Here is a 17,458-nt window from a genome sequence, read left to right on the forward strand (position 1 = left end):
ACAAGCGGGTATATACCCGTAAATGGAGAATAAGAAATGACTTCGATGTGGCGCACCAGTGGCTGGATTCTTGTGGGAAGTGCGCTGATCCTGGCGTTGTCGCTGGGTGTACGGCATGGCTTCGGTCTGTTCCTGGCACCGATGAGCGCCGAATTTGGCTGGGGCCGTGAGACGTTTGCCTTCGCTATTGCCCTGCAGAACCTGATCTGGGGCCTGGCGCAGCCGTTCACCGGCGCCCTGGCCGACCGTTTTGGGGCGAGCAAGGCCGTGCTGGTTGGCGGGGTGTTGTACGCCGTCGGCCTGGTATTGATGGGCATGTCCGACTCGGCCTGGTCACTGTCGTTGAGCGCCGGTTTGTTGATTGGTATCGGCCTGTCCGGCACTTCATTCTCGGTGATCCTGGGCGTGGTCGGCCGTGCGGTGCCGCCGGAAAAACGCAGCATCGCCATGGGCATTGCCAGCGCCGCCGGTTCTTTCGGACAGTTCGCCATGGTGCCGGGCACCCTGGGTTTGATCAGTTGGTTGGGCTGGTCGGCGGCGCTGCTGGCGTTGGGCTTGATGGTGGCGCTGATTCTGCCGCTGGTGAGCATGCTCAAGGATCGGCCGCTGCCTGTGATGGCTGGCCAGCAAACCTTGCGTGAAGCACTGAAGGAAGCCTGTTCTCACTCCGGGTTCTGGTTGCTGGCGTTCGGTTTTTTCGTCTGCGGTTTCCAAGTGGTGTTTATCGGCGTGCATCTGCCGGCCTACCTGGTCGATCAGCATTTGCCGGCGACTACCGGCACCACCGTATTGGCCTTGATTGGCCTGTTTAACATCGCCGGCACCTACACCGCCGGCTGGCTCGGCGGGCGCATGTCCAAGCCGCGTCTGCTGACCGCTTTGTATCTGTTGCGCGCGGTGGTGATCGTGCTGTTCCTGTGGGCGCCGGTGACTGAAGTCACGGCCTACCTGTTCGGTATGGCGATGGGCTTCCTGTGGCTGTCCACGGTGCCGCTGACCAACGGCACGGTCGCCACGCTGTTTGGTGTGCGAAACCTCTCGATGCTCGGTGGGATCGTGTTCCTGTTCCATCAGCTCGGTTCGTTCCTCGGTGGCTGGTTGGGCGGGGTGGTCTATGATCGAACCGGCAACTACGATTTGATCTGGCAAGTGGCGATTCTCTTGAGCCTGCTCGCCGCCGCCCTGAACTGGCCGGTGCGCGAGCGGCCGGTGGCGCGGTTGCAGACGCAGATGGAGGCGGCATGAGTTCCAATGGGTATTGGTTCGTTGGGGCAGCGGCGGCAACGCTGCTGCTGCTTCTGGCATGGTGGGGCTGGCAGCGCGGTGGGCTGGCGTTGATGCAACTGGGTATGTCGATCTGTTAAGTTCGTGGTCTGACTATTTTGAAGGACACACGACATGCAGATGCGCTGGCTTGCAATACCCGTCCTGATGGCTGCTTTTAGCGGTGCGGCGATGGCCGCCAGTTGCCCGCCGTTGCTGGAGGGGCAGTTGCCCAAGTTGCGCGCCAAGGAATCCATCGACCTGTGCCAGCGCTTTGCCGGCAAGCCTTTGGTGATCGTCAATACCGCCAGCTTCTGCGGCTTTGCGCCGCAATTCAAAGGCCTTGAGGCTCTGTACCAGCGCTATAAGGACCAGGGGCTGGAAGTGATTGGTGTGCCGTCCGATGACTTCAAGCAGGAAGCCAAGACCGGCGAGGAAACCGCCAAGGTCTGCTACGTGAATTATGGCGTCACCTTCACCATGACCGAGCCGCAGGCGGTCAAGGGGCCGGACGCAGTGCATCTGTTCAAGGTGCTGGCGCAGCAGAGCAGCGCGCCAAAGTGGAATTTTTACAAGTACGTGGTGGATCGCCAGGGCAAGGTGATCGCCAATTTTTCCAGCCTGACCAAGCCGGACAGCCCGGACTTGCTCAAGGCGGTAGAGGCAGCGTTGGCGTCGAAACCCTGATCGTTACCCATTGAAAAGCCCCGCCTCCTTTGCCGGAGAGCGGGGCTTTTTATGCGCGAGCAGGTCAGAACTTGTAAGTCACACCCAGGCCGAAACCGTTGGCGCTGTTTTCGTATTTGGAGCTGTAGGAACCCAGCGCGTTGGATTTGTTGACTTTGACCGACTCTTCCTTGAGGTAGGAGTAAGCCAGGTCAACGGTCATGTTATCCATCACTGCGTAACCCATACCAACACTGAAGATGGTCCGGTCACCGGTAGGAATGCGCGGCGAACGATCGGTGTTGTTGGTTGGCGACTGGTCGAAGGACAGGCCGGTACGCAGTACCACCTGCTTGGTGAGCTGATACGAGGTACCCAAGGCGTAAGCCCAGGTGTCGTGCCAGTTCTGCGGTTCAGTGATAGTGCCGACAAGCGCAGGTGCCAGTGCGCCTCCGTTAGCCGCTGTCACACCTTCGTTTTTGATGGTGATGTCTTTCAAGCGACTCCAACGAGTCCAGGTCGCACCCGCATACAGTTTCCAGGCGTCGCTGAGGTCTTGAGTGACCGACAGGTCCCAGGATTCAGGCGTGTCGACTTTCAATGAGGCGTCGTAGCGGTTATTGGCCAGCACTCCCGATGGAACCGTGGACGCTTTGGTGACGTCGGTGTGGCCTTCGAGTTTGTACTTCACTGCCGAGTGGTAGGTCAGGCCGACGCGAGTGGTATCGGTGGCTTGAACCAGGATACCGGCGTTAAAGCCCAGGGCGGTGTCGTCGCCTTTGACTTTGACTTTGTTGTCGCCTGGCATCCCCAGGCCAGCCAGGCTCGGCCGCGATTCCAGGGTGCCGTCGATACGGTTGATGGTCGGACCAAAACCGATGGACACGCGATCATTGAACGCGTAGCTGACAGTCGGTTGGAAGGTGATGACCGATACTTCGCTCTTGCTACCAAACCCGCGACCCTGGAAACCACTTTCGTAGTCGGTTTTCAGGCCGAACGGTGCATAAACACCGAAGCCGATAGACCATTGATCGTTGAGTTTGTTGGTGTAGAAGCCGAAAGGCACGCCAGTGAAAGGCACCATGTCGCCTTTGTTGGTCCCGCTGGAACGGCCGCCGGCATCTTTGATATCGGTGGAGGCATCGATCACCGCGAAACCACCGGTAATTTGTTGGCCTTCCAGGCGAGCCATACCGGCTGGGTTACCGTAGACAGTGCTTGCGTTTTCGGCAGTAGAAGAGCGTCCTGCGAAGCCCGTACCCATCCCGGCGACGTCTTGTTCGTTAAGGGCAAAGCCACTTGCGAAGACGTGGGAAGAGGCCATGGCAACGGCGAGGCTAAGTGTGGTCTTGAGCATTACTTTTTTCATTATTAGAACTCCGTGTGATCACCGCAGCGGAAAGTATCAACAAATTACACATCGCGCTATAGGCTGTAACACAGGAGATAGAGCCGTTTTGTAGGACAATCCTACCAAAATCACCGCATTTTACCGGATTTTGTAAATTGCCCGATCAGCAGGTCACCTGATTCATGGATGAAACACAGGTTTTCCAGGCGTGGGTGAAATCGCGAAGACGGCCTTGAGGGTGAAATATTTCTTTCCAGATACGCGCCATGGCCAATATGTCACCCGGTTCGGGCAAGGCGGGGCGCTGTTGTTCCACCAGTAACCAAGCGATGGCGGTGGCATAACGCAGGTTGACGGTCAGCTCAAGCTGGGGCGCGCCAAGGAAGGCGTGCTGGCTGGCCAGGCCGCGTACCAGGCTGGCGCGTTCGGGGTCCAGCGCCAGGTAGGTGTCCCATAGGGCGCGGTGACGCTGGTCGGAGATGCTGTAGAGGCCGTGGCCGCGACGGTCGTGCAAGGCGGAGCCAAGTTCCGACTGGCTGGCGGCAATGCCCAGCAGCAGGGATTCAGCGGTCTGGTTGTGGCGCCCGAGGTAAACAAGCGTCGGCCTGATCACATAACGACACAATTCGCTGGCAGCGATACCCATACTCGCCTCTATCCGTGAAAGTGGTCGACGAAGCCTGAGCGGGTGGGGGCTTGGCAGCGGTGGATCGGATCTCAGGCCCGTCGGAAGCGGATCATGCCGCTTGAGTTGAAGTGTAGTGTCATATTCGTGGTGTAAAGGACTGTTTTAAAAACATCTTCTTTATTCAGTTATAACGTTTATATCTATTCGTGCTGAGTGCAAATATTCAAAACCTGAATACCGGGCAATAAAAAACCCTGCTTGTTAAACAGGGTTTTTGGGTTTCAGCGACTTCGGTCGATCAGGCAATCAGTGCCTGACGGGTACGCTCGATCACGGCCTGCAGCGGCTCTGCGCTGGAGTATTGATCGGGGTACAGGCGTTCGCTGTGACGAGCGATGCCGTGTTCGTTGACCAGGGTGAAGCTGAAGCAGCCTTTGCGAGCGGCCATGATCAGGCAGTTCATTGGTGCAAAAGCGTTGGTGAGGGCGCGAATGGCGTCCTGAGTATGGATTTGAGTGGACATATTATGGGTGTTCCTACAAATGACACGGTTAAGAACCGCGCAACGTTAAAACGTTCCAGTGACGTCGATCACTATTGATCGAACGAAGAACCCGACTGGAACAAAGCAGCCAGTTTGAAGCGCTAATAGTTTAGGCGCGCTTGGGCTGGCAGGTAGGTACTTAGGAGGGCAGGCAACACAACAGGGGCTAAGGTTCTGGGCCCGGGGTGAAGATCCTGATCAATTGGCAGGTTGGTTCGGTCAGAGTATTGAGACTTCGCGACACCCTTTGCTTGTTCAAAGGCTGTGTCGTCGCAAGTGATACCTGGAAACCATCAAGGTGGTCGATCCCGTGTTGTTCAGGGGAGTTGTTCGACCAGAATTGACTTTCAGCTTGGTACTAACGCCGCGGATAGTAACGGATCGAAGCGGGGAATGGAAGCGTATCGGTAAAAAAACTTCAGTCAGCCCTCCAGCACCCCGTGATACACCAGCACGGTGACGGCTGCCGCCAGCGAGCAGCCCAGCGCATACGCGGCCAGGGTCAGGCGCAGGGACTGGCCGGTCTCGATCATTTTCATGACATCGCCCATGTCATTGATCCGGCCCTCGCCCAACTCGATGCACAGGCTGGCGGCGGTGAACGCGGCGGAGAGCAGGATCGCGATCGCAAACAATGCGCCGTCCGGCGAAGGCAGAGCGGCGTTGATTCCCAGGGAGGTCGCGCAAATGGCCAGCAGCAACACGGTGAATAACAGAATTCCTTTCATCGACCCGTACATGGTTGCGTTGTAGGTGCGGCAGTGTGGCGACCCGCATTGAATTTGAAAAGTCCCTGCCTGGCCGTGCCAGTAACATATTCAAGCCATGTCGGATCAAAAAACCTTGGCGATATAACCGGAGGAAAGGGACTTGTACACATTGTTCACGGTATGTGTCACCGTTCTGTCAAGTGTTTCCATCGGGCCCCATTTGCCTGTAATGAAAATTTAAGTCAATGAAAAATATCGCTTTTTTTTATTGGTGAAAAAATCGTCAGTTTGACTGCGGCCCCCATTCCATGGGGCTTTGCGCGAGTTAAAGGTGGGTTGTCCACTGAGTTATCCACAGCTTCTGTGGATTGTCCCGAGCGCTTGCTCTAGCACGGGCGTGCAGGGTTTTTTCGGCTTTACCTGTACGAAAAAAAGAGTAGAGTGGCGCGCCTTCCGTTCTGTCCCGCAGTGCTTTATGAAGTTTCGCTCAGTATCATCTTCTGTTACCGACACCCCTCCGGTTGTTACCCCACCCAAACGTTTCTCCTTGAAAGTGGCCTTGTGGTTGCTCGACAGCCCGCGTCTTGGTCACAGCACCAACATCAAACATTTTGCCGGGCGCTTGCTCAAACAGCCGGCCCGTGATGGCGTGGTCGCAGCGCAAAGCCGACTCGGCCAATTGATGTGCCGCGAATGCGACAATGCCCGCGACCGCCGCATCGGCCACGACCTGCTGCGCCTGGCTGCCCGTGCCGGTGACCGCCGCGCCCAGCGTGAATTGGGCCAGGTCGAAGACTGAGCTGTCCTCAACCCCCTTGCTTGGTTAACCTTGCTCTTTTTCGGTGATGGCAGACATGGCTATGGCTTTTGACTGGACCAGTATTGCCCTGGGACTTGCTGGCGCGGCAGTGCCGTTATTGGCCATGTGCTGGCAGCTTCAGCGCCGTCTGGCCGCGCGCATGGCCGGCTGGGAATTGCTTGAAGAGCGCCTGACCACCGCGCAACTGGCCCAGGAAGGGTTGGCGGCCCAACTGGACGCCAGCCGTGACGAAATCAGCGACCTCAGCCAGGCCAACGCCGCCAAGCAGGCAGACCTGGCCGCCGTGCGCCGCGAAGTCGAATTGCTGCAGATCGATCGCGACAATGCCCGCGACGCCGCCCACGCCTGGAACCTCGACCGCAGCGCCAAGGAAGCCGAACTGCGTCGCCTTGACGCGTTGTCGGCGGCCTTGCGTGCGGAGCTGCGCGAGCAACAGGACAGCCATCAGCAACGCCTCGCCGACCTGCAGGGCTCGCGGGACGAATTGCGGGCGCAGTTCGCCGAGCTGGCCGGGAAGATTTTCGACGAGCGCGAACAGCGCTTCGCCGAAACCAGTCAGGAGCGCCTCGGACAGTTGCTCGATCCCTTGAAAGAACGCATCCAGTCCTTCGAAAAGCGTGTCGAAGAAAGCTATCAGAATGAAGCCCGTGAACGCTTTTCCCTGGGCAAGGAGCTTGAACGCCTGCAGCAACTGAACCTGCGTCTGTCGGACGAAGCCACGAATTTGACCCGTGCGCTGAAAGGCCAGAAGACCCAGGGCAACTGGGGTGAACTGATCCTTGAGCGCGTGCTGGAACACGCCGGCCTGGAGAAGGGCCGCGAGTACCAGACCCAGGTCAGCCTGAAAGGTCCGGACGGTGAGCGCTTCCAGCCGGACGTGCTGATCATGTTGCCCGGTGACAAACAGGTGGTGGTGGACTCCAAGGTCAGCCTGACGGCCTATCAGCAGTACGTGGCGGCGGACGACGAGGTGATCGGCCAGGCGGCGCTCAAACAGCATGTGCTGTCCCTGCGCAATCACGTCAAAGGTTTGGCCGGTAAGGACTACAAACGCCTGGAGGGCTTGCACAGCCTGGATTTCGTGTTGCTGTTCGTGCCGATTGAAGCCGCTTTTTCGGCGGCCTTGCAGGCTGAGCCCAACCTGTTCCAGGAAGCCTTCGACCGTCATATCGTCATCGTCAGCCCCACCACCTTGCTCGCCACCCTGCGGGTCATCGACAGCCTGTGGAAGCAGGAACGCCAGAGCCAGAACGCCCGGGAAATCGCTGAGCGCGCCGGCTGGCTGTATGACAAGTTCGTGCTGTTTATCCAGGACCTGGATGAAGTGGGCAACCGTCTGCAGCAGTTGGATAAGGCTTACAGCGCAGCGCGGAATAAGCTGACAGATGGTCGCGGTAATCTGGTCAGCCGCACCGAACAGTTAAGGTTGCTCGGCGCCCGCGCCAGCAAAAGCTTGCCCGCCGACCTGCTGGAGCGGGCAATGACCGACTCCGACGGGGTGGCGCACCTGCCCGAATAGGTGGCTGATCAAAGGGGCAGATGCCGGCTGAGCAAGGCGCGCAACGCCGCCGGCTTCACCGGTTTGGCCAGATAATCCAGCCCCGCCGCATGCACTTGCGCCACCATCTCCGGACGACCGTCGGCGCTGATGACCACGCCGGGAATCGGCTCCGCCAACTGTGTGCGTAGCCAGCCCATCAACTCCGTGCCGGTTTCGCCGTGGTCCAGGTGGTAATCCACCAGCGCCAGTTGTGGGCGCACGCCGTCGGCCAGCAGCGCCGCGCATTGTGCCTGGTCGGTGGCGGTCCATACTTCGCAGCCCCAGCGCGTCAGCAGGCTGCGCATGCCTATCAGGATGCTTTCTTCGTTATCCACACACAGCACCCGCGCGCCGCTCAGGGGCAGACCGGTTTCCTGCGCGGTCTTGATCGGTGTGCTGGTCTGGTTGCGAGCCAGCGGCACGCGCACGCTGAATACGCTGCCCTTGCCCGGCCACGAGCGCACGCTCAGGCGATGGTCCAATACGCGACACAGGCCATCGGCAATCGCCAGGCCCAGGCCGAGGCCCTTTTCGGCGCGAGTCTGGTGGCTGTCCAGACGTTTGAACTCCTCGAAAATCACCTTCTGTTTATCCTGCGGAATGCCGGGGCCGCGATCCCAGACTTCCAGGCTCAACTCGCCCTGGTGTCGGCGTACACCCAGCAGCACTGGGCCGTCGGCATAGCGGAAAGCATTCGTCAGAAAGTTCTGCAAAATCCGGCGCAGCAACTTGATGTCACTGTCCACGCGCAAATGACTGCCGCGCAAGCGGAAGCGCAGGCCTTGTTCCTGGGCGAGCGCCTTGAATTCGGCGCCGAGGGTGTCGAACAGTTCGTTGAGCACGAACGGCTGGCGTTGCGGGTTGATCTTGCCGTTTTCCAGGCGCGAGATGTCCAGCAGGTCGCTGATCAGGTCTTCGGCGGAACGTAGCGAGCTGTCGAGGTGTTGCACCAGTTGCCGGGCTTCGCTCGACAGGCCGTCGTTCTGGTGGGAGAGGGCGGCGGAGAACAGGCGTGCGGCGTTCAGCGGTTGCATCAGGTCATGGCTGACCGCTGCGAGAAAGCGCGTCTTCGATTGGTTCGCGGACTCGGCCACGCCCTTGGCATCGGTGAGCGCCACGTTGAGCTGCGACAGCTCGTGTGTCCGCTCGGTGACCCGTCGTTCCAAGCCCTCGTTCGCCTCGGTCAGTGCGTGTTCGGCCTCGCGGAACGCGGTGATGTCCGTGAAGCTCATGACGAAACCGCCGCCGGGCATCGGGTTGCCGATCAGTTCAATCACCCGTCCATTCGGGAACAGGCGTTCGGAGGTGTGCGCGCGGCCTTGGCGCATCCAGTGCAGGCGTCGCGCCACATGCACTTCGGCCTCACCCGGTCCGCACAAGCCGCGCTCGGCGTTATAGCGAATGATGTCGGCAATCGGCCGGCCGACGCTGATCAATCCCTCGGGGTAGTTGAACAGCTCCAGGTAACGGCGGTTCCACGCCACCAGCTTGAGGGACTGATCCACCACGCTGATGCCCTGGGTGATGTTTTCGATGGCGCCTTGTAGCAGGGCCCGATTGAATTGCAGCACTTCGGAGGCTTCGTCGGCGATCCGTACTACGTCCTCCAGCAGCATGTCCCGACCTTCAATCGCGGCCTTTACGACTGCGCGAGTCGAAGAGGCGCCGAGTACACCCGCCAGCAGGCGTTCGGTATGCGCGATCCAATCGTTATCGGCATTCTGGTTGGGGTTGAAGCCTTTGCCCTGGCGATAGGCGAAGCGGATAAAACTCTGCTGCGCGCGTTCTTCGCCGACAAAGCGCGCCGCCAGGCTCAGCAGGTCGCTGATCTGGACCGACAACATGGAGCGAGTGCTGGCGCGCTGGCTGGTTTCCTGGCCGATGAAGCGCCCGGCCTGCCAGTGTTCGGACACCCGGGTACGCGAAAGCATCGAGACCCAGACGAACAGTGTGAAGTTGCCCGCCAGGGAGAACACGGTGCCCAGGGTCAGCGACGTGAGGGGCAAGCCGAGCGGGTGGGAATGCAACCAGGTCAGGCCGGGGAAAAGGCTGAGCGACCAGCCCAGGCTTTTCGCGGTAACCGGTAGGACCAAGGTGTAGAACCACAGGAACGTGCCTGCCGCCAAGCCGGCAAACACGCCGCGTCGATTCGCCGGTTTCCAATACAGCGCGCCGAGCATGGCAGGTGCCAGTTGGGTCACCGCGGCGAAGGCAATCTGGCCGATCGTCGCCAGGCTCGCGCTGGAGCCGAGCAATCGGTAGCTGACATACGCCAGCAGCAGGATGAGCACAATGCTGACGCGGCGTACCGAGAGCATCCAGTGGCGGAACACTTCAAACGGCCGTTCTGCGCTGGAGCGGCGCAACAGCCAAGGCAGCAGCATGTCGTTGGACACCATGGTCGACAACGCGATGCTCGCCACAATCACCATGCCGGTGGCGGCCGACGCGCCGCCGATGAACGCCAGCAGGGCGAGGACCGGATGGGCCTCGGCCAAGGGCAGGCTGATCACGTAGGAATCGGGTAGCACCGAGCCGGGCAAGAGCATTTTGCCGCCGAGGGCGATCGGTACGACAAACAGCGCGGCGAGGATCAAGTACGCAGGGAAAACCCATTTGGCCAGGCGCAAATCCTGGGGGTCGATGTTTTCCACGACGGTGACGTGAAACTGCCGGGGCAGGCAGATGATCGCCATCATCGCGACGCCGGTCTGTACCACCATCGTGGGCCAGTTGACGGTTTCGTTCCAGTATTCCTCCAGGCGTGGTGCCAGCATCGCCTGGCTGAACAAGTCGTCGAAACCGTCGTAGAGGCCGTAGGTCACAAACACGCCGACTGCGAGAAACGCGAACAGCTTGACCAGCGACTCGAAGGCAATCGCCAGCACCATGCCACGGTGGTGTTCGGTGGCGTCGAGGTTGCGCGTACCGAAGACAATGGTGAACAGCGCCAGCACCAGCGATACGATCAGCGCCGTGTCCTGGGCGCGGGTGCCGGTGGCATCCGCGCCGGCGCCGATCAGCAGGTTCACCCCGAGTACGATGCCCTTCAGTTGCAGGGCGATGTAAGGCAACACGCCGACCATGCAGATCAGCGCGACCACCACCGCCAACGACTGGGATTTGCCGTAGCGTGCGGCGATAAAGTCAGCGATGGAAGTGATGTTTTCCTGCTTGCTGATCAGAATCATCTTTTGCAGGACCCAGGGGGCGAATACCAGTAACAGCACCGGTCCCAGGTAGATAGGTATAAACGCCCACAGTTGTTCGGCCGCCTGGCCTACGGCGCCGAAGAAGGTCCAACTGGTGCAATAAACGGCCAGCGACAGGCTGTACACCCAGGCACGCATGCGCGGCGGCAACGGCGCATGGCGGCGGTCACCGTAAAAGGCGATGGAAAACATAATGGCCATATAGGCCAAGGCAACGGCGGCGATCAGCCCGCTGGACAGCGTCATGGTAACTCCGGACAGAAACACGCCCAGGCATTTCGGGCCCGGTTGGACAGTCTCGCATGATGCCTGGGGATTAGTCAGTGTCGACCAAGGTCTTGTGAGCACTAATGTCGCAGGGCACGGTGTTAAAGAGGCTCAGCGCGGCGGCAGGGTTTTCTGGCGCAGGATGTAGATCGTCACCAGTACCGCGCTGGTCAGCATGAAGCCGCGGGCCCACGGCAGAGGCACCAGGTAGCAGGAAAAACCGATACTCAGCCACATCAGGCCGATGGCGTAGACCTTACCCTTGAGCGGGATGCCATTGCCGTCCAGGTAGTCACGAATCCATGGCCCCAGGCGCGGGTGTTCCACCAGCCAGGCATAGAAACGCGGGGAGCTGCGCGCGAAGCAGGCGGCGGCAAGAAGCAGGAAGGGGGTGGTGGGCAATACCGGCAGGAAGATGCCGATCACCCCCAGCGCTACGCTCAGCCAGCCGATGGCCAGCAGTGCGTAACGCAGGAGCGGCGAGCGCTTGCCCATGGCGATCACGGGCGTGCGACTCAGTGGTGACGTGGCTTGAGGAGCGCCGGTTTTTCGTCGGGGGCGTTGCACAGCAGGTACAGGGCGGTCAGGGCTTCCGGGATCTGTACGATCATGTCGTCCATCAGATTGGCGTCGGCGGCGATGTCGGAGAACTCCGGCTGGTCGTCGAACAGGCCCGAACCGACCATGATCGGCAGCAGCATTTCGCTGACTTCTTCTTCGGCGGTTTCGAACCAGGCGGCTTCGCGCAGGAACACACCTTCCATGAAGCCGATGCACCAGCCGCGCAGGTCGGAGTCGTCCGGCTCTTCGCCCAGGTCGAGGTCGCACGGCAGCTCGAATTCCTCGTCGGAGGCCAGTTGGCGACCGATGTGGGCCTTGAGGGCGAGCAGGGTGGCTTCGATCTCTTCGCGCTGGGCGGCGTCAGCGTAATGAGGCTCTTCGGCGAACAAGGCGTCGATCCACTCACGGTCCGGCACGATGTCGGAAGAAATCGACAGGGCGGTCAGGTAGCCGTGGGCGGCCACGTAGTCCAGCGCCTCGTCATGCAGCTCATCGGCGTCGAGGAAGGCTTGCAGGCGGGTTAGTTGCTCAGCGAAGGACATTGAAGGACTACCTTGGGAATAAACGATGCTGAATTCTAGGCTTTCTTGAGCGCCCAGGCCAGCCACACTGCATATTTGGCCGGTTTTAGATAGCGGCCGCTGTTCGTCAGCCGCGCCCTTTGCCGGCCGACGCTCGGGTATACTGCCGCGTTTTGTGATGCCCCCTGCAGGCCAGCGCCAACCCGAGAAAACTTCGCTTACGGATTATTTTCCGTAGATACGCGCTTTTTCGGCCAGCCTGTATGGAGGGATTTCGGCGATATTTGGAGTTTTACATGCTCGAGCAGGCTCAACGCGTCCTCAAGGACATCTTCGGCTACGACAGTTTTCGTGGCCGCCAGGGTGCGATCATTGAGCGCGTGGCCAATGGCGGTGATGCCCTCGTCCTGATGCCGACCGGCGGTGGCAAGTCGTTGTGTTTCCAGGTGCCGGCGTTGCTGCGTAACGGCCTTGCCGTGGTGGTGTCGCCGTTGATCGCGCTGATGGACGATCAGGTGGCGACCCTTGAGGAACTCGGCGTTGCTGCCGCCGCATTGAACTCCACGCTCAGCGCCGAACAGCAGCGCGACCTGGCCGCGCGTATCAAGCGCGGCGAAGTGAAAATGCTTTACCTGGCCCCCGAGCGCCTGGTGCAGCCGCGCATGCTGGCCTTCTTGCAGAGCCTGGAAATCGCCCTGTTCGCCATCGATGAAGCGCACTGCGTATCGCAATGGGGGCATGATTTCCGTCGCGAATATTTGCAGTTGGGGCAGTTGGCGGAACTGTTCCCCGACGTCCCGCGTATCGCCCTGACCGCCACCGCCGACAAGCGCACTCGCGAAGAAATCGTCGAGCGCCTGCATTTGCAGAACGCCGAGCGCTTCCTGTCGAGCTTTGACCGGCCGAATATTTTCTATCGCATCGTGCCCAAGGAGCAGCCGCGCAAGCAGTTGCTGGCGTTCCTGTCCGAGCGGCGCAGCGATGCGGGCATCGTCTATTGCCTGTCGCGCAAGAAGGTCGACGAAGTGGCCGCCTTCCTGTGCGAGCAGGGTTATCCGGCGCTGCCCTACCATGCAGGCTTGCCCAACGACTTGCGTGCCTATCATCAGAAGCGCTTCCTCAACGAGGAAGGCCTGATCATGGTGGCAACCATCGCGTTCGGCATGGGCATCGACAAGTCCAACGTGCGCTTCGTGGCCCATATGGATCTACCCAAGTCCCTCGAGGCGTATTACCAGGAAACCGGGCGCGCCGGGCGTGATGGCCTGCCGGCCGATGCGTGGATGGTCTACGGCCTGCAAGACGTGGTGATGCTCAAGCAAATGCTGCAGAACTCCGAAGGTGACGAGCGCCACAAACGCCTGGAACAGCACAAGCTCGACGCCATGCTGTCACTCTGCGAAGAGACGCGTTGCCGCCGCCAGACCTTGCTGGCGTATTTTGACGAAGACATGCCCGAACCCTGCGGCCATTGCGACAACTGTGTCGACGGCGTGCAAACCTGGGATGCCACTGAACCGGCGCGCCAGGGTTTGTCTGCCATCTACCGCACTGGCCAGCGTTATGGCGTCGGCCATCTGGTGGATGTGTTGCTGGGCAAGGACAACGAGAAGGTGCGCAGCTTCGGCCACGAGAAACTATCGGTCTACGGTGTCGGCAAGGCCCGTGCCGAAGGCGAATGGCGATCGCTGTTCCGCCAGATGGTCGCGCGCGGCCTGGTGGATATCGACATCGAAGGCTACGGCGGCCTGCGCCTGAACGACAGTTGCCGGCCGTTGCTCAAGGGGGAAGTGAGCCTGGAACTGCGCCGCGACCTCAAGCCGCAGACCACTGCCAAGAGCAGTACCAGCCAGGCCAGCCAACTGGTGCGCTTCGAGGAGCGTGAACAGTGGGAAGCCTTGCGTGCCCTGCGGCGCAAGCTGGCGCAGGAACACAGCGTGCCGCCTTACGTTATTTTCCCCGACTCGACCTTGCTGGAGATGTTGCGCGAGCAGCCGGCCACCCTGGCCGAAATGGGCCGGGTCAGTGGCGTGGGCGCGCGCAAGCTGGAACGTTATGGCCAGGCCTTCCTCGAAGTGCTCGGCGGCCAGGCCGAAGCGCCGAAGGAAATTGCCGATATTCGCCACGAATTGATCAGCCTGGCGCGAGCCGGCATGACCCCGATCCAGATCGCTGGCCAGTTGCAATGCTCGGAAAAAAACGTCTACACGCTGCTGGCCGAATCCATCGGTAAGCAACAGTTGTCGTTAGAGCAGGCCCTTGATTTGCCAGAAGATTTGCTCGGTGAAATCCAGGATGCCTTCCTGGACGGTGAAGGCGAACTGCCACCAGTTGCGGAGATTGCACCGCTGTTCACGGGTCGGGTTCCCGAGGGTGTTTTGTACTGTGTGCGTGCCGCGTTGCAGTCTGAGTTCGAAATTTAGTGTGCCAATTGCGACGATGAAACGAATCAGTACAGACGAGCGCTTGCCTACTGACATGGCTCATGCTTAGCTGACTAATAATTAGTCATACTTTGTTTTCAGTCTAAACCATGAGTTTTTTATGCCGTTAACCGATCAACACCGTTTTGGCATGCAGTTGGCGCAAATGTCCCGAGGTTGGCGCGCCGAACTGGATCGCCGTTTGGCGGGGCTGGGCTTGTCTCAGGCACGCTGGCTGGTGCTGCTGCACTTGGCGCGTTTCGAAGAGGCGCCGACGCAGCGTGAGCTGGCACAAAGTGTCGGCGTCGAAGGGCCGACACTGGCACGCTTGCTCGACAGCCTGGAAAGCCAAGGGCTGGTGCAGCGCCAGGCGGTGGTGGAAGACCGGCGCGCCAAGCGCATCCTGCTGTGTGACAGCGCCCGACCGTTGATCGAGCAGATTGAAACCATCGCCACTGCATTGCGCCATGAGTTGTTCGTGGGCGTGAATGAAGAGGACCTGCGGGTGTGCATGCGCGTGCATGGGCACATTCTGGCGAATCTGGAAAAGTCCTGACGTCAGGCGCAACAGAGATCGAATAGGTGGGAGTTGGCTTGCCTGCGATAACGGACATTCAGTCAATTGATCTGGCGACTGAAATACCGCCATCGCAAGCCAGCCAGCTCCCATCTTGGTTTTTACGGTCAGCGTTTCAGAAGGTCTGGCCGAGGTTCAGGTACACCGCCTGCTGATTGTCGTCGTTGAACCCGTAGCTGAAATTCAGCGGCCCCAACGGTGTGTCGAAGCCCAGGAAAATACTCGCGGCGTTGATATAACCGCTGTCGAACTCATTGTCGTTGTTCCACGCCCGTCCGCGTTCCAGCGACGCGCCCAGGTACAGCGGGAAATCCAGCGGCAAGTATGAGCGCGGCGTCAGGCGGCGGTAGTACACGGCGCGCATCAAGCTGACGTTCTGCCCCGAGATCGCGTCCTGGCGGAAGCCTGACAGCTGCCGTGCGCCGCCCAGTAGGAAGCTGGATATCACCACGTCCGTATTGTCCATGGTGCGTCCGTAACGGCCGCCCAGTACGAGTGTGTCCGGGCCGTGGCTCATGGCCTTGTCCAGCTTGAATTCCCATTGCCGGTAGCGTTGATCGGACCCCAGCCCCGGTTCGAATTCGCGCCAAGCCAGGCCGATGTCTTCGCCGGTGTGGGGGAAGTACACGTTGTCCAGGGAGTCGAAGGAGTACTTCAGTTCGTAGAAGCCTTCGCTGAAGCTCACGCTTGGCAGGTCGCGGTCGCCGATGCGTACATCCGCCTTGCCCCAGGCTTCGCCGACGCCGAAACGCAGCTCGCCACTGTTGCCGATCTGGCGCCCGACGTTCAGGCCGAAACCGTAGCGTTCCAGGCGGTATTCGGAGATGGGGTCGTTGTCCAGAATCAGTTCGACATTCTGCGCCTGGGCCTTGAGGTAAGGGGCGACGAAATAGCGCGAGCCGGTGTCCATCGGTTGGTAGAACTCGCTGTACAGCTCTTGCCGATCGCCGATCTGCACCCGCGTCAGCCATTCCGCGCCGAGGCGGTTGATGCCATTCATGCGGTAGCTGGCGCCGAGGTTGAAGGCGCTGTCGCCACGCATGTCGTCCGACAGGTTCAGGCCCAGGCGCAGGTAGTCGGTGCCGCTGCGTTTGCCGCGTGCGCTGATCACCAGGGTGTTGTCGTGGCCTTTTTTCACCACGCGGTATTGCACCTGTTCAAAGTAATCCAGGCCATACAAGGTGCCCATGTCCACTTGCAGGCGGCTCAGGTTCAGCGGCTCGCCGAGGGTTTGGCGGATGTAGTAGCGGATCACGTCTTCGCTGACTTTCGAGTCGTTCTCCACGCTGATCGCAGTGATGATCGGAGTCCGTTCGCCCGGCGCGCGCGCGGCCACCAGTTCCGGGTCGATCGGCTCGGCGGGGCGCAGGTGGGCCAGGCGCACATCGAGGGCGCGGGTGGCGCGGTAGCCGGCGTCGATCATGTCCTTGGCGCGGCCGAAGTCGGTGACGCCGTAGGCGGCCAGAGGCGGCTGGATCAGCACATCCTTGGGGTGCAGGGCCTTGAGTTGTTCTTCGGAATTGCGCCGGGTCATCAGGGTGATGGACTGGTTGAGCACGTCCACCACCGTGGCCAGTTGCTTGCGCGAGCGCAGCGGCGTGCCGATGTCCACCACGATGGCGATGTCGACGCCCATCTCCCGCGCCACGTCCAGCGGGATGTTATCGGTCATGCCGCCGTCCACCAGCAGCCGGCCGTCGAGTTCCACTGGCGCGAACACGGCCGGGATCGACATGCTGGCGCGGATCACCTGGGGCAGGTGGCCTTTGCTGAACACCACTTTTTCGCCGGTGGTGATATCGGTTGCGACGGCGCGAAAGGGGATCGGCAGCTTGTCGAAATTTCGCGTGTTGCTGCTGTGGGCAAACATGCTTTCCAGCAGCAGCGCGAGGTTCTGGCCCTGGATGACGCCCAGCGGCAGGCCGAGGCTGCCATCGTCGCGGAAACTGAGTTTCTGCTTGACCAGGAAGTCCCGGTCATCCTGCTTGCGGCGAAACGGTACGTCCTCCCGGGGTGGCGCATCGGAGAGTGCCTGCTGCCAATCGATACCCAGTGCGAGCTTTTCCAGCTCATCGATCTTGTAGCCCGACGCGTACAACCCGCCGATCACCGCGCCCATGCTGGTGCCGGCAATTGCATCGATATGAATCCCTTGTTCCTCCAGGGCCTTGAGCACGCCGATGTGGGCCAGCCCGCGTGCGGCGCCGCCGGACAGCACCAGGCCGATTTTCGGGCGTGGGGTTTCAACCGCCTCGGCAAGAAGGGGCAGCAGGCACAGCAACAGGCAGGACAACAGGCGGCGCATCATGAATCTCAGGGCTGGACGATAAAGGCCGGTATTATAGCCACCCGACCCTCCCAGCCCGTTACGC

At 60.5% G+C, this 17,458-nt stretch carries 15 protein-coding genes; 7 read left to right on the plus strand and 8 right to left on the minus strand.

Annotated features, from left to right (window positions below; translation table 11 throughout):
- The first annotated feature begins 45 nt into the window (after positions 1-45).
- The 3 genes from ACVWZP_RS29145 to ACVWZP_RS29155 are packed head-to-tail and all read left to right on the plus strand — an operon-like array spanning position 46 to position 1,950.
- Positions 46-1,245: an MFS transporter gene (locus ACVWZP_RS29145; protein WP_162231515.1), complete on the plus strand. Its 1,200-nt coding sequence runs from the start codon at positions 46-48 to the stop codon at positions 1,243-1,245.
- Positions 1,242-1,364: a hypothetical protein gene (locus ACVWZP_RS29150; protein WP_017845337.1), complete on the plus strand. Its 123-nt coding sequence runs from the start codon at positions 1,242-1,244 to the stop codon at positions 1,362-1,364. Before ACVWZP_RS29145 ends, ACVWZP_RS29150 begins: the two co-directional genes overlap by 4 nt.
- A 34-nt stretch (positions 1,365-1,398) precedes the next feature.
- Positions 1,399-1,950, plus strand: coding sequence for a glutathione peroxidase (locus ACVWZP_RS29155; protein ID WP_457370344.1), 552 nt, complete (start codon positions 1,399-1,401; stop codon positions 1,948-1,950).
- 64 nt (positions 1,951-2,014) lie between these two features.
- Here ACVWZP_RS29155 and ACVWZP_RS29160 read toward each other — a convergent pair whose 3' ends face one another.
- The 4 genes from ACVWZP_RS29160 to ACVWZP_RS29175 form a co-directional block, all read right to left on the minus strand.
- Positions 2,015-3,301, minus strand: coding sequence for an OmpP1/FadL family transporter (locus ACVWZP_RS29160; protein ID WP_457370345.1), 1,287 nt, complete (start codon positions 3,299-3,301; stop codon positions 2,015-2,017).
- 145 nt (positions 3,302-3,446) lie between these two features.
- Positions 3,447-3,929, minus strand: coding sequence for a hypothetical protein (locus ACVWZP_RS29165; RefSeq protein WP_141123266.1), 483 nt, complete (start codon positions 3,927-3,929; stop codon positions 3,447-3,449).
- Between the two features lie 280 nt (positions 3,930-4,209).
- Positions 4,210-4,434, minus strand: coding sequence for a hypothetical protein (locus ACVWZP_RS29170; protein WP_017845341.1), 225 nt, complete (start codon positions 4,432-4,434; stop codon positions 4,210-4,212).
- 443 nt (positions 4,435-4,877) lie between these two features.
- Entirely contained in the window at positions 4,878-5,183 is a 306-nt protein-coding gene (locus ACVWZP_RS29175) for a hypothetical protein (RefSeq protein WP_057003853.1), read from the minus strand.
- A gap of 457 nt (positions 5,184-5,640) precedes the next feature.
- Here ACVWZP_RS29175 and ACVWZP_RS29180 point away from each other — a divergent pair, with 457 nt between their 5' ends.
- Together ACVWZP_RS29180 and rmuC are read left to right on the plus strand one after the other, a co-directional pair.
- Positions 5,641-5,964, plus strand: a complete 324-nt coding sequence (locus tag ACVWZP_RS29180) for an SEL1-like repeat protein (protein WP_057003854.1) — start codon at positions 5,641-5,643, stop codon at positions 5,962-5,964.
- A gap of 175 nt (positions 5,965-6,139) precedes the next feature.
- On the plus strand, positions 6,140-7,504 hold the full coding sequence (gene rmuC, locus ACVWZP_RS29185; RefSeq protein ID WP_164887036.1) for a DNA recombination protein RmuC: 1,365 nt from the start codon (positions 6,140-6,142) through the stop codon (positions 7,502-7,504).
- Positions 7,505-7,512: 8 nt separating this feature from the next.
- Here rmuC and ACVWZP_RS29190 read toward each other — a convergent pair whose 3' ends face one another.
- From ACVWZP_RS29190 to ACVWZP_RS29200, 3 genes are all read right to left on the minus strand, one after another.
- The gene (locus ACVWZP_RS29190) at positions 7,513-10,983 is read right to left on the minus strand and encodes a hybrid sensor histidine kinase/response regulator (RefSeq protein WP_457370346.1); all 3,471 of its coding nucleotides are present in this window, start codon (positions 10,981-10,983) and stop codon (positions 7,513-7,515) included.
- 132 nt (positions 10,984-11,115) lie between these two features.
- Positions 11,116-11,499, minus strand: coding sequence for a YbaN family protein (locus tag ACVWZP_RS29195; RefSeq protein WP_026139819.1), 384 nt, complete (start codon positions 11,497-11,499; stop codon positions 11,116-11,118).
- A 20-nt stretch (positions 11,500-11,519) separates the two neighbouring features.
- Positions 11,520-12,107: a UPF0149 family protein gene (locus ACVWZP_RS29200; protein WP_017845347.1), complete on the minus strand. Its 588-nt coding sequence runs from the start codon at positions 12,105-12,107 to the stop codon at positions 11,520-11,522.
- 275 nt (positions 12,108-12,382) lie between these two features.
- Between ACVWZP_RS29200 and recQ the strand changes: the two genes are divergently transcribed.
- Positions 12,383-14,509, plus strand: a complete 2,127-nt coding sequence (gene recQ / locus ACVWZP_RS29205) for a DNA helicase RecQ (protein WP_454833354.1) — start codon at positions 12,383-12,385, stop codon at positions 14,507-14,509.
- Between the two features lie 121 nt (positions 14,510-14,630).
- Entirely contained in the window at positions 14,631-15,065 is a 435-nt protein-coding gene (locus tag ACVWZP_RS29210; RefSeq protein WP_017845349.1) for a MarR family transcriptional regulator, read from the plus strand.
- A gap of 136 nt (positions 15,066-15,201) precedes the next feature.
- Here ACVWZP_RS29210 and ACVWZP_RS29215 read toward each other — a convergent pair whose 3' ends face one another.
- Positions 15,202-17,391, minus strand: a complete 2,190-nt coding sequence (locus tag ACVWZP_RS29215) for a patatin-like phospholipase family protein (RefSeq protein WP_017845350.1) — start codon at positions 17,389-17,391, stop codon at positions 15,202-15,204.
- Positions 17,392-17,458 lie beyond the last annotated feature (67 nt).

The organism is Pseudomonas sp. TE36184 (assembly GCF_054060055.1).

What these genes read in the sequence shown, in the direction of transcription:
- ACVWZP_RS29145 (WP_162231515.1), top strand. Translation starts at nt 46, where the DNA reads ATGTGGCGCACCAGTGGCTGGATTCTTGTGGGAAGTGCGCTGATCCTG.
- ACVWZP_RS29150 (WP_017845337.1), top strand. Translation starts at nt 1,242, where the DNA reads ATGAGTTCCAATGGGTATTGGTTCGTTGGGGCAGCGGCGGCAACGCTG.
- ACVWZP_RS29155 (WP_457370344.1), top strand. Translation starts at nt 1,399, where the DNA reads ATGCAGATGCGCTGGCTTGCAATACCCGTCCTGATGGCTGCTTTTAGC.
- ACVWZP_RS29160 (WP_457370345.1), bottom strand. Translation starts at nt 3,301, where the DNA reads ATGAAAAAAGTAATGCTCAAGACCACACTTAGCCTCGCCGTTGCCATG.
- ACVWZP_RS29165 (WP_141123266.1), bottom strand. Translation starts at nt 3,929, where the DNA reads ATGGGTATCGCTGCCAGCGAATTGTGTCGTTATGTGATCAGGCCGACG.
- ACVWZP_RS29170 (WP_017845341.1), bottom strand. Translation starts at nt 4,434, where the DNA reads ATGTCCACTCAAATCCATACTCAGGACGCCATTCGCGCCCTCACCAAC.
- ACVWZP_RS29175 (WP_057003853.1), bottom strand. Translation starts at nt 5,183, where the DNA reads ATGAAAGGAATTCTGTTATTCACCGTGTTGCTGCTGGCCATTTGCGCG.
- ACVWZP_RS29180 (WP_057003854.1), top strand. Translation starts at nt 5,641, where the DNA reads ATGAAGTTTCGCTCAGTATCATCTTCTGTTACCGACACCCCTCCGGTT.
- ACVWZP_RS29190 (WP_457370346.1), bottom strand. Translation starts at nt 10,983, where the DNA reads ATGACGCTGTCCAGCGGGCTGATCGCCGCCGTTGCCTTGGCCTATATG.
- ACVWZP_RS29195 (WP_026139819.1), bottom strand. Translation starts at nt 11,499, where the DNA reads ATGGGCAAGCGCTCGCCGCTCCTGCGTTACGCACTGCTGGCCATCGGC.
- ACVWZP_RS29200 (WP_017845347.1), bottom strand. Translation starts at nt 12,107, where the DNA reads ATGTCCTTCGCTGAGCAACTAACCCGCCTGCAAGCCTTCCTCGACGCC.
- recQ (WP_454833354.1), top strand. Translation starts at nt 12,383, where the DNA reads ATGCTCGAGCAGGCTCAACGCGTCCTCAAGGACATCTTCGGCTACGAC.
- ACVWZP_RS29210 (WP_017845349.1), top strand. Translation starts at nt 14,631, where the DNA reads ATGCCGTTAACCGATCAACACCGTTTTGGCATGCAGTTGGCGCAAATG.
- ACVWZP_RS29215 (WP_017845350.1), bottom strand. Translation starts at nt 17,391, where the DNA reads ATGCGCCGCCTGTTGTCCTGCCTGTTGCTGTGCCTGCTGCCCCTTCTT.